At 60.4% G+C, this 14,796-nt stretch carries 14 protein-coding genes; 5 read left to right on the top strand and 9 right to left on the bottom strand.

Features of this window, described 5'->3' with window-relative positions:
• Window positions 1-16 precede the first annotated feature (16 nt).
• On the bottom strand, window positions 17-502 hold the full coding sequence (locus ACWKWM_RS16180) for a MarR family winged helix-turn-helix transcriptional regulator (protein WP_483847098.1): 486 nt from the start codon (window positions 500-502) through the stop codon (window positions 17-19).
• A gap of 151 nt (window positions 503-653) precedes the next feature.
• Here ACWKWM_RS16180 and ACWKWM_RS16175 point away from each other — a divergent pair, with 151 nt between their 5' ends.
• Window positions 654-2,231, top strand: coding sequence for an MFS transporter (locus tag ACWKWM_RS16175; protein ID WP_483847097.1), 1,578 nt, complete (start codon window positions 654-656; stop codon window positions 2,229-2,231).
• On the opposite strand, the gene ACWKWM_RS16170 is transcribed toward ACWKWM_RS16175, so the two are convergent.
• Both ACWKWM_RS16170 and ACWKWM_RS16165 read right to left on the bottom strand, forming a co-directional pair.
• A complete protein-coding gene (locus tag ACWKWM_RS16170; RefSeq protein WP_483847096.1) occupies window positions 2,213-2,539 on the bottom strand; it encodes an antibiotic biosynthesis monooxygenase family protein in 327 nt (108 codons plus the stop codon). The genes ACWKWM_RS16175 and ACWKWM_RS16170 overlap by 19 nt on opposite strands.
• 5 nt (window positions 2,540-2,544) lie before the next feature.
• On the bottom strand, window positions 2,545-3,255 hold the full coding sequence (locus ACWKWM_RS16165) for a CTP synthase C-terminal region-related (seleno)protein (RefSeq protein WP_483847095.1): 711 nt from the start codon (window positions 3,253-3,255) through the stop codon (window positions 2,545-2,547).
• A 62-nt stretch (window positions 3,256-3,317) separates the two neighbouring features.
• Here ACWKWM_RS16165 and ACWKWM_RS16160 point away from each other — a divergent pair, with 62 nt between their 5' ends.
• Window positions 3,318-4,226, top strand: a complete 909-nt coding sequence (locus tag ACWKWM_RS16160; protein WP_483847094.1) for a LysR family transcriptional regulator — start codon at window positions 3,318-3,320, stop codon at window positions 4,224-4,226.
• A gap of 22 nt (window positions 4,227-4,248) precedes the next feature.
• Here the strand turns inward: ACWKWM_RS16160 and ACWKWM_RS16155 are convergent, their stop codons facing one another.
• Window positions 4,249-5,313, bottom strand: a complete 1,065-nt coding sequence (locus tag ACWKWM_RS16155; protein ID WP_483847093.1) for a LacI family DNA-binding transcriptional regulator — start codon at window positions 5,311-5,313, stop codon at window positions 4,249-4,251.
• 187 nt (window positions 5,314-5,500) lie between these two features.
• Between ACWKWM_RS16155 and hisD the strand changes: the two genes are divergently transcribed.
• Window positions 5,501-6,808 carry a histidinol dehydrogenase gene (hisD, locus tag ACWKWM_RS16150; protein WP_483847092.1) on the top strand — a complete coding sequence of 436 codons (1,308 nt, stop codon included), beginning with the start codon at window positions 5,501-5,503 and terminating at the stop codon, window positions 6,806-6,808.
• Between the two features lie 133 nt (window positions 6,809-6,941).
• Window positions 6,942-8,333: a GntP family permease gene (locus ACWKWM_RS16145; RefSeq protein ID WP_483847091.1), complete on the top strand. Its 1,392-nt coding sequence runs from the start codon at window positions 6,942-6,944 to the stop codon at window positions 8,331-8,333.
• Window positions 8,334-8,488: 155 nt separating this feature from the next.
• On the opposite strand, the gene ACWKWM_RS16140 is transcribed toward ACWKWM_RS16145, so the two are convergent.
• The 4 genes from ACWKWM_RS16140 to ACWKWM_RS16125 all read right to left on the bottom strand — a co-directional run bounded on the left by ACWKWM_RS16140 (window position 8,489) and on the right by ACWKWM_RS16125 (window position 12,357).
• Window positions 8,489-9,388: a helix-turn-helix transcriptional regulator gene (locus ACWKWM_RS16140; RefSeq protein ID WP_483847090.1), complete on the bottom strand. Its 900-nt coding sequence runs from the start codon at window positions 9,386-9,388 to the stop codon at window positions 8,489-8,491.
• Window positions 9,389-9,485: 97 nt separating this feature from the next.
• The gene (locus ACWKWM_RS16135) at window positions 9,486-10,175 is read right to left on the bottom strand and encodes a fumarylacetoacetate hydrolase family protein (protein WP_483847089.1); all 690 of its coding nucleotides are present in this window, start codon (window positions 10,173-10,175) and stop codon (window positions 9,486-9,488) included.
• A gap of 436 nt (window positions 10,176-10,611) precedes the next feature.
• On the bottom strand, window positions 10,612-11,370 hold the full coding sequence (locus ACWKWM_RS16130; protein WP_483847138.1) for an SDR family oxidoreductase: 759 nt from the start codon (window positions 11,368-11,370) through the stop codon (window positions 10,612-10,614).
• A 51-nt stretch (window positions 11,371-11,421) separates the two neighbouring features.
• Window positions 11,422-12,357: a 2-hydroxyacid dehydrogenase gene (locus ACWKWM_RS16125; RefSeq protein ID WP_483847088.1), complete on the bottom strand. Its 936-nt coding sequence runs from the start codon at window positions 12,355-12,357 to the stop codon at window positions 11,422-11,424.
• A gap of 434 nt (window positions 12,358-12,791) precedes the next feature.
• Between ACWKWM_RS16125 and ACWKWM_RS16120 the strand changes: the two genes are divergently transcribed.
• Complete coding sequence (locus tag ACWKWM_RS16120; protein WP_483847087.1) at window positions 12,792-13,919, top strand: glycerophosphodiester phosphodiesterase; 1,128 nt, start codon at window positions 12,792-12,794, stop codon at window positions 13,917-13,919.
• Between the two features lie 98 nt (window positions 13,920-14,017).
• Here ACWKWM_RS16120 and pyrF read toward each other — a convergent pair whose 3' ends face one another.
• Complete coding sequence (gene pyrF / locus ACWKWM_RS16115; protein ID WP_483836202.1) at window positions 14,018-14,716, bottom strand: orotidine-5'-phosphate decarboxylase; 699 nt, start codon at window positions 14,714-14,716, stop codon at window positions 14,018-14,020.
• Window positions 14,717-14,796 lie beyond the last annotated feature (80 nt).

The raw sequence follows: 14,796 nt of genomic DNA, 5'->3' as shown, positions 1-14,796 counted from the left end.
TCCTACAGGATTGGGCTCAGCTCTCGATCTGGTCGTACTCCCCCGCCGTCACCGCAGCCAGCGCCTCGCGTAATAGCTGGGACTGATCCACGCCATATCCCTTCTCGAAACTGGCCTGGGCCTGTTCCCACATCGGCTGAGACTCCAACAATTTGTTCATGCCTGCCTGCGTCAAAGTCACCAGACGGCTGCGTTTGTCCGTCGGATCGACCTTCACCGCGAGCAGCCCTTCGCGCTCCAGCGGCTTAAGATTCTGCGCCAGCGCCGAGCGGTCGATGACCAATGCGGCCGCCAGTTCGGACATGCTCGACCCCTGGCCGCGAGCGATTTGCATCAGGATCGAGCGCTGGGTGGAGCGCAAACCGCTCGGGGCCAGCGCGGCGTCATAGAGCAGGGTGATACGGCGAGTCGCCTTGCGCAGATGCGTGGCGTGACACACCACCTGCGTCGGGATGCGCAGCCCTTCCGGCACCTGCACCCGGCCCTTTTGTTCGTCATTCATGAGTGGTCCTCCAACCTGTCCATCGGTCCGTAAATCCTGTTCTTCAGGCGGTCCGTGGAATTAACGCTTGACCAATGCTGGCATATCCCCGCAAATTGAAATAGGAGCATATACCGCTAAAACACCTTTCGCACGCCCCGAGACCCCGCTCATGACCACTGAACACGTATCCCCCGTCGATGGACTTCAGCGTTTTCTGATTTCGCTGTGCGTGTCGATTCCGTCGTTCATGATCAACCTGGACTCCAACATCGTCGCGGTCTCGCTGTCCTCTATCGCCCATTCGCTGCACGCCGATTTTGCCGACATCGAATGGGTGATCAGCGCCTACACCCTGACGTTCGCCTCGTTCGTGATGCCTGCAGGCGCGTTGGCGGATCGGTACGGGCGCAAGCGAATGCTGGTGATCGGACTGCTGGTGTTTGGCGTTGCGTCGTTCATCTGCGGCGCGGCCACCAGCGTCGGCCTGCTCAACGGCGCGCGGGCACTGCAAGGCATCGGCGCGGCGATACTGCTCAGTTCTGCGCTGGCCACCCTGTCCCACACCTTCCGTGGTCCACACCGCGCGCGAGCATTCGCGTTCTGGGGTTCGGTGATTGGCATCGCGACCTCGCTGGGCCCGGTGGTGGGCGGTTTTATCACCCAGCATTTCGGCTGGGAATGGGCCTTCTACATCAACGTGCCCATCGGCGCGGCGATGATTGCCCTGACTCTGTACGCCGTCGATGAATCCAAAGACCCTCACGCGCGCAAAGTTGATGTGTCGGGCTCAGTGACATTGAGCAGCAGCCTGTTTCTGGTGACGCTGGCGCTGATCACCGGCAATCATGAAGGCTGGGACAGCCACCGCGTGCTGACTGAATTCGCTTGCTCGGCGGCGTTGTTTACGCTGTTTTTACTGGTGGAATCCAAGCAGCAACGCCCGATGCTCGACCTCAGTTTTTTCCGTCGCCCGACCTACATTGGCGCCAACATTTCAGGCCTGGCGTTCGCTGCGGGGTTGTTGACGATGTTCACGTACCTGCCGATCTACTTTCAAAGCGGCCTGGGGTTCAGCCCACAAACCGCCGGCCTGATGATGCTGCCAATGGCTGTGCCACTGTTTGTAGTGCCGCGCATCGTCGCCGCGCACCTGACCCATCGATTCAGTGGACGCGGACTGCTGACTACGGGTCTGGCGACCATCGGGGTTGGCCTGACGTGGCTTGGCATCGCCTGCCCGCAATTCGATTACCCGTCGATGGTGGGCGGTTTGCTGATTGCTGGCATCGGCGCAGGGATTCTCAACGGCGAAACGGCCAAGGTCAGCATGTCCGTCATTCCGCCAGAACGTGCGGGCATGGCCTCGGGGATATCCGGCACCGTGCGTTTCAGCGGGATTGTCGTGGGCTTTGCAGCGCTGGGCGCGATCCTGTTTCATACAGTTTCGCAAAGCCTGGAGGCCGGTTTGCCTGGGGGTTCGTCGGCCGATGCGTTGAATCTCACCCGCAGCATCGCTGCCGGAGACCTGAGCGGCGGCGCACACGCCCTGGCCAGCGACACAGATTTGCATCAACTGGCGCTGCACAGCTTTGGCTCGGGCTATCAAGCGATCCTGTTTGTCGCGGCAGGCATCACGTTGACGGCGTCGGTGCTCGCCTGGCTGCTGGTGCGCAGCGCCGATACCGCGCCGACGCCGCGGCATGTCAAAGCGCCGAGTCCGGGTACGCCTCAGGTGCAGAAGCTGTAATTGCGCTCCACCCTGGCAATTCGCGTCGTGCAGCGCTGATACCATGTCGAGCGCCCGCGTTCGCGAATCGCCTTATGCTCGGGGTGGTCGCGCCAGGCTGCAACTGCCGCTTCACTGGTCCAGTACGACACCGTGATGCCCAACCCTCCCTCCCCTCGGGCCGACTCCACGCCAAGAAAGCCCGGCTGGCCGAAAACCAGATCGAGCATCTGTTGCGCCGCCAGGTTGTAGCCTTCGGCGTCCTCCTCGCAGCGAATCGAGGTAAAAACCACGGCGTAATACGGGACAGCAAAAGTATCGGCGATCATCGTACTCAGCCCTCATGAGCCGCACAGGCCTGAACGAATGCCTTCACCAGCGGTGGCGTCAACCCTTCAAGCGCTGCGCGTTCTGGCTGAAACAGCGTCGCCACGAAGAACGGATGGCCCTGGAGTTCAATCGCACGAACCTCGCCATCGAGATCATGACCAGACACCTTGAGCGGCCCGGCGAACATCGCACTTTCCAGTTCCTTGCGCAGCCCGTAGCGGCATCGGTAGCGCTCCTGGACTTCCAGCGCGCCATACGCCTCGGCAATTTGCGAACCCGCTGTCAGCCGGATTGGCGCAAACGCTTCCACCAGCGAACAACTCAGCGGCGTGATAATTGCGTGGTCGGAGTCCGGCGCGGTCTCGGCATGTTCTGCGTCGGTCCATCCCAATTGATTGCGCGCGAACTCCAGCAGCGCGTGCTGGAAACCGCCGCAAGTGCCAAGGAAGGGAATTTGCTCCTGCCGGGCAAAGCGGATGGCAGTCAACGCGCCATCCATGTCGCGATACGGACTGGCGGGTACGCACCAGATGCCGTCGAAAACGCGAAGGCCATGACCGTCGCCGATCTCGCACGTGGGCAGCCAATGGAACTCAAGGGCGATACCCCGTTCGTCTGCAACCCGGTTCAGGGCCACTGGAATCGCCTGATGTGCGAGCACGTTTTGATCGAAATCACCGACCAGTGCAATACGTATGACCTGCTGTTGCTTCATGACCGCTCCCTGATGTTAAAACGCTTTGCCGCTTGTGTGGGCTGGACTATAAGCTTGTGGCCATGCAATCAAAATTGGCGTTTAGACAAGTGATCAATGCAGCCACGCACTATCGCATCACTCATTCGGACCTTGCGTTGATCCTCGCACTGGTGCGCGGCAAAACCCTGGCCCGGGCGGCAGAACGGCTCAAGGTTGACGTGTCCACAGTGTTTCGCTCGGTGCGGCGACTGGAAACATCACTGGGTACGGCGCTGTTCGAAAAAAGCCGCGCGGGGTATCAGCCAACCAGCGTCGCGCTGGAGCTGGCGCAACAGGCCCACAGCGCCGAGCAGGCACTCGAATTGGCGCAGATCCGCCTTGAGCACGGTCATAAAATCGTCAGCGGGACCGTCCGCCTCACCTGTACCGAAGCGGTGTTGCAAAGCCTGTTGCTGCCGGCTTTGGCTCGCTTCATGCCGGAATATCCAGGGTTGAAACTGGAGCTGAACACCTCCAGCAACTTTGCCAATCTAAGCCGTCGCGACGCCGACATCGCCCTGCGCCTGACCAATCGCCCGCCGGAGCATCTGGTAGGCACGCGACTCGGCACGGTGTCCTATCACGTGTGCGCCAGCGCCGACTATGTGCAACGCATCGGCCATGCAGATCTGGAGAGCATGCACTGGATCGCGCCGGACGAGTTCCTCCCGGACCACCCCACCGTGACTTGGCGGCGTCAGCATTTGCCAGGGGTCAATCTGGCTTATCGATGCAGCTCCATGCTGGCGGTGGCACAACTGGTACGGGCGGGACTGGGCGTAGCGGCGCTGCCGGATTTTTTGCTGCACCAAAGCGCGCTGCAGCGCTTGAGCGGACCACTTGAAGGTCATGATTCAGCCTTGTGGCTGCTGACCCGGCCAGATTGCCGGGCGTTACGGTCAGTGTCGGCTCTGTTCAGCGAGTTGACCCAGGCGATCCAAACGGGCTGACCACAAGCGCTCAGCCGCGACCTCAAGGCATCCACACCCGCTCGCCGTTGACTTCAATCACCCCATCGTCCGGCAAGCGTGCGGTTTCTCGCACGATCAATCGCCCCGGCAGCACCTCCTGGATCGCCGGGGTCGCAGCATCGGCCAGCTGCGCGCAAATAATGCTGACCGCGCGCCCGATCATCTCGGGCAGCGGCTGCACGAAAGTGGTCAGCCCGAAAATCGGCCATTGCCCCTGGGGCAAATCATCGAAGCCGACGATGGACACATCCTTGCCCGGCTGCACACCTGATGCGTGGCACACGTTGATTGCCGCCATGGCCATCAAGTCGTTGGCGCAGAAAATCGCATCCGGGGGCACGTCCGCTGACAGCAATCGGCGGGTGGCGGTCATCGCACCTTCGAAGGTGTAGTTGCCCACTTCGCGGAGCGGCTTTTCCCCACCCCGCTCCAGCAAGTACTGGGTAAATCCCGCCTCACGATCGCGGTTTGTAGAAGAGCTTTCCTTCCCCGCGATGAACGCCAGACGCTGATGCCCGCCTGCCAACAGAAACTGCGCGATGGTCCGGCTGCCGGTGAGGTTGTCGCTGGTCACGCTGGATACCGCAGTACTGCCATTGGTGCGATTGAACAACACCACCGGCAGGCCGATGGTTCGGCACTCCTCGGCGAATCGCGACGACAGACTGGCGGAAACCAGGACCAGACCGTCCAGCTGATAGCGCAGAATTTCTTCCAGCACGGGGTCGGAATCTTCGTTATTGGCCATGGAAAACAGCAATATCCGATAGCCCAACTGCTCGAACGCTGCCGACAAAGACTCCAGTACCCGCGAATAAAACGGATTGGCCATGCTCGGGATGGCGACCCCGATCAGGTTCGAACGTCGGGTGATCAACGACCGCGCCACCAGATTGGGACGATAGCCCAAGCTGCTGGCCGCCTCTTCAACCTTGCGCCGGGTGTCGGGTGAAACACTGGCGCCCTTGGTGAAACTGCGGGATACAGCCGACTGGGAAACCCCCGCCAGCCTGGCCACATCGTGGGCCGTGACCGGACGCCGTCCTCGCTCCGTGTGGTCTGACATATCGCCTCGAACGCCGAAAAAAAAATGATCATACCTGCCAATCGGTTACGCGACAGCCGATCAATCAAATCCTTTCAACCAACGATAAGGGCTTTGCAAGTTACAAAATCATGGATTACCATCGCCGTCATTGCATACGTATGCAAACCTCCAGATTTCAATAAAAACAACCTCGCAGGAGAACACCGTGGCTAAGTGGCTAAAACAAGGCGCCGAAGCAGAAGTCATCAAAACTGCCGCCCGTGAAGTGCGCGACACCGTTGAAAATCTGCTGGCCGATATCGAGGCCCGTGGCGATGAGGCAGTGCGTGAATTGGCGATCCGGTTCGACAAGATGGACCGTGACGACTACCGCCTCACCGATGCCGAAATCCAGGCGTGCATGAACCAGCTCACCGATCGCGACCTCAAGGACATCGAGTTCGCCCAGACCCAGGTGCGCAACTTCGCCCAGCATCAGCGCAACTCCATGGTCGACATCGAGGTGGAAACCCTGCCCGGCGTGATCCTTGGTCACACACACATCCCGGTGAACGCAGCCGGTTGTTACGTGCCCGGCGGCAAGTACCCGCTGCTGGCCTCGGCGCACATGTCGGTGATCACCGCCAAAGTTGCAGGCGTGCCGCGCATCATCACCTGCGCCCCGCCCTTCCACGGCAAACCGGCCCCGGCCATCGTTGCCGCGCAGCACATGGCCGGCGCCAACGAGATCTACTGTCTGGGCGGCATCCAGGCCATTGGCGCCATGGCGTTGGGCACCAAATCCATCGCACAGGTGGACATGCTGGTCGGCCCGGGCAACGCTTTTGTTGCCGAAGCCAAGCGCCAGCTGTTCGGTCGCGTTGGCATCGACCTGTTTGCCGGGCCGACCGAAACCCTGGTCATTGCTGATGAAAGCGTCGACGGCGAGCTGTGCGCCACGGACCTGCTGGGCCAGGCCGAACACGGGCCTGATTCACCGGCGATCCTGCTGACAACCTCCGAGAAGCTTGCCCGCGAGACCATGACTGAAATCGAGCGTCTGCTGATGATTCTGCCTACCGCCGATATCGCCCGCCGGGCGTGGGAAAGTTTTGGCGAAGTCATCGTCGCTGAAGACGAGCAGGAAATGCTCGACATCGCCAACGGTCTGGCGTTCGAGCACGTTCAGGTGATGACCCACAACCCGGATTTCTTCCTCACCCACATGCGCAACTACGGCGCGCTGTTCCTCGGCCCGCGCACCAACGTCTCGTTCGGCGACAAGGTCATCGGCACCAACCACACGCTGCCGACCAAGAAAGCGGCGCGCTACACCGGCGGTCTGTGGGTCGGAAAATTCATCAAGACCTGTACGTATCAGAAGGTCATGACCGACGAAGCGTCCTCGATGGTGGGGGAATATTGCTCGCGTCTGTGTGCGCTGGAAGGGTTCGTCGGCCATGGCGAGCAGGCGAACATCCGGGTGCGCCGTTACGGCCACAAAGATGTGCCCTACGGCGGTGCCGCGCAGTAAGCATCACGTTCTTTGCGGGAACGCGGGCGCTCAACGGCTCGCACGACAATAAAAACAATCACCGACTGCGAGCTGACTGTCGCGCCTAATGAGGCTCGATAGCTGCTCGCAGCGCCGCTTTGAAGGATTTCCCATGAGTGTTTTCATCGCCATTCTGGCGCTGTGCGTTCTGATGCTGGCTGCTTATCGGGGCTATAGCGTAATCATCTTCGCGCCACTGGCCGCCCTCGGCGCGGTGTTGCTGACCGATCCGACTGCCGTCGCTCCGGTGTTCAGCGACCTGTTCATGGACAAGATGGTCGGATTCATCAAACTGTACTTCCCGGTATTTCTGCTCGGTGCGGTGTTCGGCAAGCTGATTGAGCTGTCGGGGTTTTCGCGCTCCATCGTCAAATCGGTGATCGGCCTGCTGGGCAGCAGCCAAGTGATCCTGGTAATTGTGCTGGTCTGCGCGCTGCTCACCTACGGCGGTGTCTCGCTGTTCGTGGTGGTGTTTGCGGTCTATCCGTTTGCAGCAGAAATGTTCCGTCAGGGCAATATTCCCAAGCGCCTGATGCCGGCGACGATTGCCCTTGGCGCGTTCACGTTCACCATGGACGCGATGCCGGGCACGCCGCAGATTCAAAACATCATCCCCACCACCTTTTTCGGCACCACCTCTTGGGCAGCGCCGTGGCTGGGGTTGCTGGGCTCTTTATTCGTGCTCGGTTGCGGCATGGCGTATCTGGAATACCAGCGCCGTAAAGCTGCCCGCGCCGGGGAAGGCTATGGCACCAACCTGCGCAACGAGCCGGAAACGCCAGAGGCAATCAAGCTGCCGCATCCGCTGATCGCATTGCTGCCGTTGATTCTGGTCGGCGTGATGAACCTGCTGTTCACCCACTGGATTCCGGGTTGGTATGGCGGCTCTTATGGCATTCACTTACCGGGCCTGAAAGCGCCGATCCAGACGGACGTCGCCAAACTGACAGCGATCTGGGCAGTGCAAGCTGCGTTACTGGTGGGCATCATCACGGTGCTGGTGTTCTCGTTCCGCACGGTCGGCAGCAAACTGGCCGATGGCAGCAAGACGGCGGTGGGTGGCGCGATGCTGGCGACGCTCAATACGGCGTCGGAATACGGCTTTGGCGCAGTGATTGCGGCGCTGCCAGGGTTTCTGGTGGTGGTGGATGCGCTGAAGGCAATTCCCAACCCGCTGATCAATCAGGCGATCACCATCAACATTCTGGCCGGGATCACGGGGTCGTCTTCCGGCGGGATGAGCATTGCACTGGCGGCCATGTCGGACACCTTCATCGCAGCGGCGAATGCGGCGCACATCCCGATGGAAGTCATGCACCGGGTCGCCTCGATGGCGGCCGGGGGAATGGACACGCTGCCGCACAATGGCGCCGTGATCACCTTGCTGGCGGTGACCGGACTGACCCATCGCGAGGCCTACAAGGACATCTTCGGCATGACCATTTTCAAAGTGCTGGCGGCGTTTTTCGTGATTGGCGTGTATTACACGACGGGGCTGGTGTAAGGGCGGACGGGGTCTTCGCGAGGCAAGCGCGCAATCATCTGGCATCGGACTGCCGACCCATTGTAGGAGGGAGCTTGCTCGCGAGGCGGCCAATACATGCGCTACGTCTCTTGGGCGTCGAGTAGCAATCGCAAGCAAGCTCCTCCCACCGTCTTTCAGCGTTGCTCCCGCCGAAACTGCCCCGGCGGGACTCCGTGGGCCTTGCGGAAGCGCCGCGAGAAATACGCTTCATCGGCGAACCCGCAAATTTCAGCGACATGACTCAAAGGTGTGTCGCTGTTCATTAGATGAGTACGTGCCAGACGCATGCGGCGTTCGAATACCAGTTCGGAAAACGTGCTGCCGGTTTCCTTGCGCAACAGGTGCGTCAGGTAATTGGGCGAGAGAAACGCCGCAGCCGCCGCATCGGTCAGGGTCATGGCCGGGTCGGCAATGTGCGTTCGGATGTACTCGATCACCCGACCCATCGCGTCGCGGCGCCCTTTTCTTTCGGCCTTGCTGGATGCCAGTGCCAGCAACTGCGCTTCGAACACGTTGCAGACCATACCGATCAGCTGCAACAGATAGCCCCGTAAAATTGAACCACTGCCCAGCTGTCGCGAGCGATCCGCCACACGCATCTGCACCAACAGCGCCTCGACCCTGGCGAATTCCTCATCATCCAAGATGAAATCAAGGTGTTCCTGAAAACGAAACGGCGCCAGTTCCGGCGCCTTCGCCATGGCGATGTCTTCCAGGTCCATAGGATCGCACTGCAAGTGCTGCAGGAGAAATTCCTGGGAAAAGTTGATCACGACGAAGTTTCCGTCATCAGGGTGCGGAATCACGTGCAACCGGTGGGGAAGAATGAACGCCAGGGTGTTGCGCGGAAACGGCCGGATCGCGCCGCCGATGTGCTGCACGGTATCGCCGCCGAGGTTGATCTGGATCTGGAAATATTCGTGGCGATGGGGCGAGGTCAGGGCCGGGCGACCCAACTTGTCACGGATGTAAAAATCCATGCGGTCGCTGCGTTGTTGCATGCCGTACGTGGGAATGCGGGACTGACTGGTCATCGCTCAAACACCTGATATCGCCGGATCTGACCGCCGCATGTTAGGGCAACGGCGGCAGTCGGACCAAGCGATTTGGGTGTCACACCAACAAGGAGGATCAGCCGATGGTGACGGTCAGCTCGGCGATGCCTTCGACGCCGGCAGTGACCACATCGCCTTTTTTCAGCGCACCGACGCCCGCTGGCGTGCCGGTGTAGATCAAATCTCCGGCTTTGAGACCAACCGACTGCGACAGATACGCGATGACGTCCTGAACAGCCCAGATCTGATCGGACAGATCACCGCGCTGGCGGCTTTCGCCGTTCACGTCCAGCCAGATCGAGCCTTTGGCGGGGTGCCCGATCTTGCTCACTGGCAACAGCGGCGTGGCCGGTGCGGAGGCGTCGAACGCTTTGGCGAACTCCCAAGGGCGGCCCATTTTCTTGGCCTGCGCCTGCAAATCGCGGCGGGTCAGGTCAAGACCCACGCCGTAACCCCACACGTGACTCAGGGCATTTTCCGGGCTGATGTCGACGCCGTCTTTGCCGATGGCCACGACAAGTTCGATTTCGTGGTGCAGGTCCTGAGTCAGCGGCGGATAGGCAATGTTGCCTTCGGCGGGAACGACCGCATCGGCCGGCTTCATGAAGAAGAACGGCGGTTCGCGGTCAGGGTCGTGGCCCATTTCACGGGCGTGTTCGGAGTAGTTGCGGCCCACGCAGAACACACGACGAATCGGAAAACGACTGGACGTGCCTTCGACAGCCAGCGATGGGGTGGCGACAGGTGCGATGACGAATTCGCTCATGGGTGCTCCTCAAATGAACAGTGATCGGAATGACGCCAGTGTGGGCGGTTTTCCGCGCTGCGGTTTGGACAGATCCCACAGGGTTTTGGACGGAACAACGGAGTTGGCCCGCCCCGTGTTGGAGCGAGGCTTGCCCGCGAAGCTAACGACGCGCAGTGTCAGATAAAAACGAGGCGCTCGCTTCGGGCAACTCGGAGTGCCGCCCATTCGCCAACAGAGTGTGTGCGTCAGGCCGAAAAAACAGCAGCGCGTCAGATCCCATGTGGGAGCGGACCCGTCCGCGAAAGCGATGTATCAGGCGCAGCACATATGGCGAATGTACTGGCCTATTCGCGGACAGGTCCGCTCCCACGGGTCTGTTGGTAATTAGCTACGCCAAGTATCCGTGAGCTCGCCAATAAGTTGCCGTCGTGCCCAAGGGTCGTCGATCACCGCGTCAACCGCGCCCCACAAACGGCATGCTGCTGGCCATCACGGTCATGTTCAGCACGTTGGCCGACAACGGCAGCCCTGCCATATAACTCACCGCTTCTGCGACGTGGCGCACATCAACGGTGGGTTCCACCGCCAGTTCGCCGCTGGCCTGCAGCACGCCTTGGGTCATGCGTTGGGTCATTTCTGTCAGCGCGTTGCCGATGTCGATCTGCCCGCACGCAATGTTGTATGGGCGACCATCCAGCGCTGTGCTTTTGGTCAGCCCCAGCACCGCGTGCTTGCTGGAGGTGTATGGCGAGCTGAAAAGACGGGGCGTGTGCGATGAAATCGAGCCGTTGTTGATGATCCGTCCGCCCTGCGGCACCTGCCGACGCATCAGACCGAAAGCTGCCTGCACACACAGGAAAACCCCGGTCACGTTGGTGTCGATAACGTTCTTCCACTGCTCGAAAGACAACTCATCCATCGGCACTGCGGGTGCGCCAATCCCTGCGTTATTGAACGACACGTCCAGCCGCCCGAAAGTCTGTTCGATCTGCGCGAACAACGCCTCGACACTGGCCGGATCACGCACATCGGTGGACACCGCCAACGCCTGTTGGCCCGCCGCTTTGGCCTGTTCAGCGAGTTGATTCAGCGGTTCGATCCGGCGCCCGGCAAGCACCACGGCGAAACCATCTTGCAGCAGTTGCTCAGCGACGGCGCGACCAATGCCACTGCCGGCACCGGTGACCAGTGCGACTTTCAACGTGGGGGATATGGACATAAAGGGTTCCTTGTTTTTATTGAACGACAGGATGGGAAATCACAATCAACTGTGCACCGGCGTCAGCACCGGTTCGCCCGCAAAATAGGCCAGCAAGTTATCGGCGACCAGTTGCACGGTCCCGCGTGATGCTTCCGGGGAAAGGCCCGCCACATGAGGCGTCAGCACGACATTGTTCAAGGTCTTCAGCGCGTCCGGCACCTGTGGTTCGTCGTCGAACACATCCAGCGCGGCTCCGGCGATGCGCCCTTGCTGCAACGCCTGGATCAAGTCGTCAGTGGCGATCACGCTGGCGCGGGCGATATTGACGATGAAACCGTCTGGCCCCAGAGCGTCCAGCGCTGCGCTGTCGATCAGATGCCGCGTGCCTGCTCCGCCCGGCGTTGCGACAATCAGAAAATCCGACGCCTGGGCCAGCGCCAGCGGCGTCTCGCAATATTCGAAATCGACATCGGTGCGCGGTTTGCGGCTGTGGTAACTCACCTGCATGTCAAAACCCAGCGCACGCTTGGCGATGGCCATGCCTACCGAGCCCAGGCCGAGAATCCCGATGCGTTTACCGGCGAAAGTCGGTCGCGTCACCTTGCGCCATTCGCTGCGGCGTACCGATGCGTCAGCCAGGGGAATGTCGCGGACCATCGACAGCAGCAGCGCCATCGCATGGTCTGCTACCGTCGGCGCGTTGACCCCAGCACCATTAGTCACGGTGATGCCCCGGGCCTCTGCCGCTGGCAAATCCACTTGCTCGTAGCCAGCACCGATCACGCAAATGATCTCAAGCTTGGGCAGCGCTGCCATTTCCTCATCGAAGAACCCCAATGGCCCTCGGGTCAGCACCGCCGTGATCTCATCACCCCGGGTTGCCACCGCCTCAGCGCGCGTAGCCGGCGTGGGCGCCAGAATCAGTCGGAACCCGCTGGCCTCAAGAATCGGCAAATACTCGTTCACACTCTCGACCAACACCAAAACCGTCGCTGACATTGCCCTGCTCCGCAGAAAAAATGATGGGCAGACAGTAGCGCGAGTTAGAGCGGTTGGGCAGGTCGAACGTGCAAATTTCACGTTATATCGGCACAAGACCCCTTAAGGATTTGGAACGACTCGCCAAAGAACTGTTGATAAGCAAAACCGTCACACACCCGACAACGTGTCTTCATTCAAGGCCGTGACACTCAGGACTGCAAACTGCAATCAGCCCGCTCGATACCTGACGATCATTTTGCCGAACCTGAACAGGGCTTTGCCTCAAGCATTCGGCAGGCGCATTCCCAGCGACAGATTCTCACCCACAACGACATGCGGGTTGCCCGCAGGTGGCGTAGCTGATAATGCTTTGCCTTATCCCCTGGGCCGCTGACTTGAACGAAGTCGTGTCCCGTCATGACACCATCATGTACATAAGGAACGTTGAAACCATGTTGAAAGGAATTTCCAGAACGCTCAGCACTGCTGCACTGGCCGGTGTGATGTTGTCGTCCGCATTGGCAGTCGCCGCCGACGAACCGGGCAAAGCCATTGCACAGAAAATCGGCGTACCGTGGCCTGCGGTCATTGCTCATCGGGGCGCGTCGTTCAATGCGCCGGAAGAAACAATCCCCTCCTACACGCTGGCCCGGGAGCTGGGCGCTGACTATCTGGAGATGGATATCCAGCGCACTAAGGACGGCGTGTTGATCGCGCTACACGATGACACGCTGGAACGTACCACCAACGTTGCCGACGTGTATCCGGACCGCGCCAAGCAGCTGCTGAGCAGTTTCACCCTGGAAGAGATCAAGCGTCTGGACGCAGGTTCGTGGTTCAACAAAGCGTATCCGGATCGCGCGCGCGCCAGCTACGCTGGGCTGAAGATCCTGACCCTGGATGAAGTGATAGACATCGCCGAAGGCGGCAAGAACAAGCCGGGGCTGTACATCGAAACCAAAGTCCCGGCGCAGTTTCCCGGCATCGAAGCGGATCTGCAGAAGAAGCTCGAACAACGGGGCTGGTTGAGTCAGCGTCCGGCTGCCGAGAAAGGCTACGTCAACACCGCCCACATACCGGGCCGCGTGGTGCTGCAGACATTCGAGAAACCAAGCCTGGAATTACTGCAGAAAAGCATGCCGAACGTGCCGAAAGTCTTGCTGCTGTGGTTGGGTGACGGCTCGATTCAGGCCAGTTCCGATGCGACGTTCAAAACCTCGGGCGCCAAGGACAAAGCGACGTTTTACGCAGGCCAACAGGTGAAATCAAAAGAGGAATTTGCTGCGTGGATGGACTGGGCCAAAGAGCACGGTGCGGTGGGCACGGGCCCAGCGTCGGCGCTGAAGAACGGCGGCGATCAGAGTTATATGGATCTGGTGCAGCCGTGGATGAACAAAATGGCCCACGATCGCGGGATGGTTGTGCATCCGTACACGGTCGATGACGAGGTGGATTTCAAGGAAATCAGCAGCCACGGCGTTGACGGCTTCTTCACCAACCGGGCTTCGGAGCTGTTGAAGTTTTATGGGCGACCGTCGAAGGAGAGCATGGAGGCGATTTTGAAGCGCAGCGGATTTTAAAGTCTGTAGGAGCGAATTTATTCGCGAGACGGCATATCAGGAATACCGAAGCGCCTTCTCGCCAACAAGTTGGCTCCTACAGGACCGGGTGGCCTGCCTTACGCCAACTCGGCCACCACCGCCGCCAACGCCTTTGCCGGATCAGCCGCCTGGCTGATCGGGCGACCGATCACTAGATAATCGGAGCCTGCATCCAGCGCCTGACGCGGTGTCAGGATGCGGCGCTGATCATCGACCGCACTGCCGGCCGGGCGAATCCCCGGCGTCACCAGTTGCAGCGAAGGGTGCGCGCTTTTCAGCGCCTGGGCCTCCAGCGCCGAGCACACCAAACCGTCCATTCCCGCTTTCTGTGCCAAAGCAGCCAGCCGCAAAACCTGCTCTTGAGGCTCGATATCCAGACCGATGGCGGCCAGATCTTCGCGTTCCATGCTGGTCAGCACGGTCACGCCGATCAGCAGTGGTTTGGGGCCACTGCGTTGATCCAGCACGTCACGGCAGGCCGCCATCATGCGCAGGCCGCCGGAGCAGTGGACGTTGACCATCCACACGCCCATTTCCGCTGCCGCCTTGACCGCCATGGCGGTGGTGTTGGGAATGTCGTGAAATTTGAGGTCCAGGAACACTTCGAAGCCCTTGCTGTTCAGGGTTTCGACGATGTCGGATGCGCAACTGGTAAACAGCTCCTTGCCCACTTTGACCCGGCACAGCTTGGGGTCCAGTTGATCGGCCAGATTCAACGCGGCTTCACGGGTAGGGAAATCCAGGGCGACGATGATGGGGGTCTGGCAGACGGACATGAGCGGGTTCTCTGGCAAGTCGAAATCGGCGCGCATTGTAGCCGAACATGTCGGCGCGCGGGGGCCGGTAATCGGTAAAT

It is taken from the genome of Pseudomonas rosaeacicularis (assembly GCF_057128745.1).
This window is presented reverse-complemented; position numbering and strand designations above follow the sequence as displayed.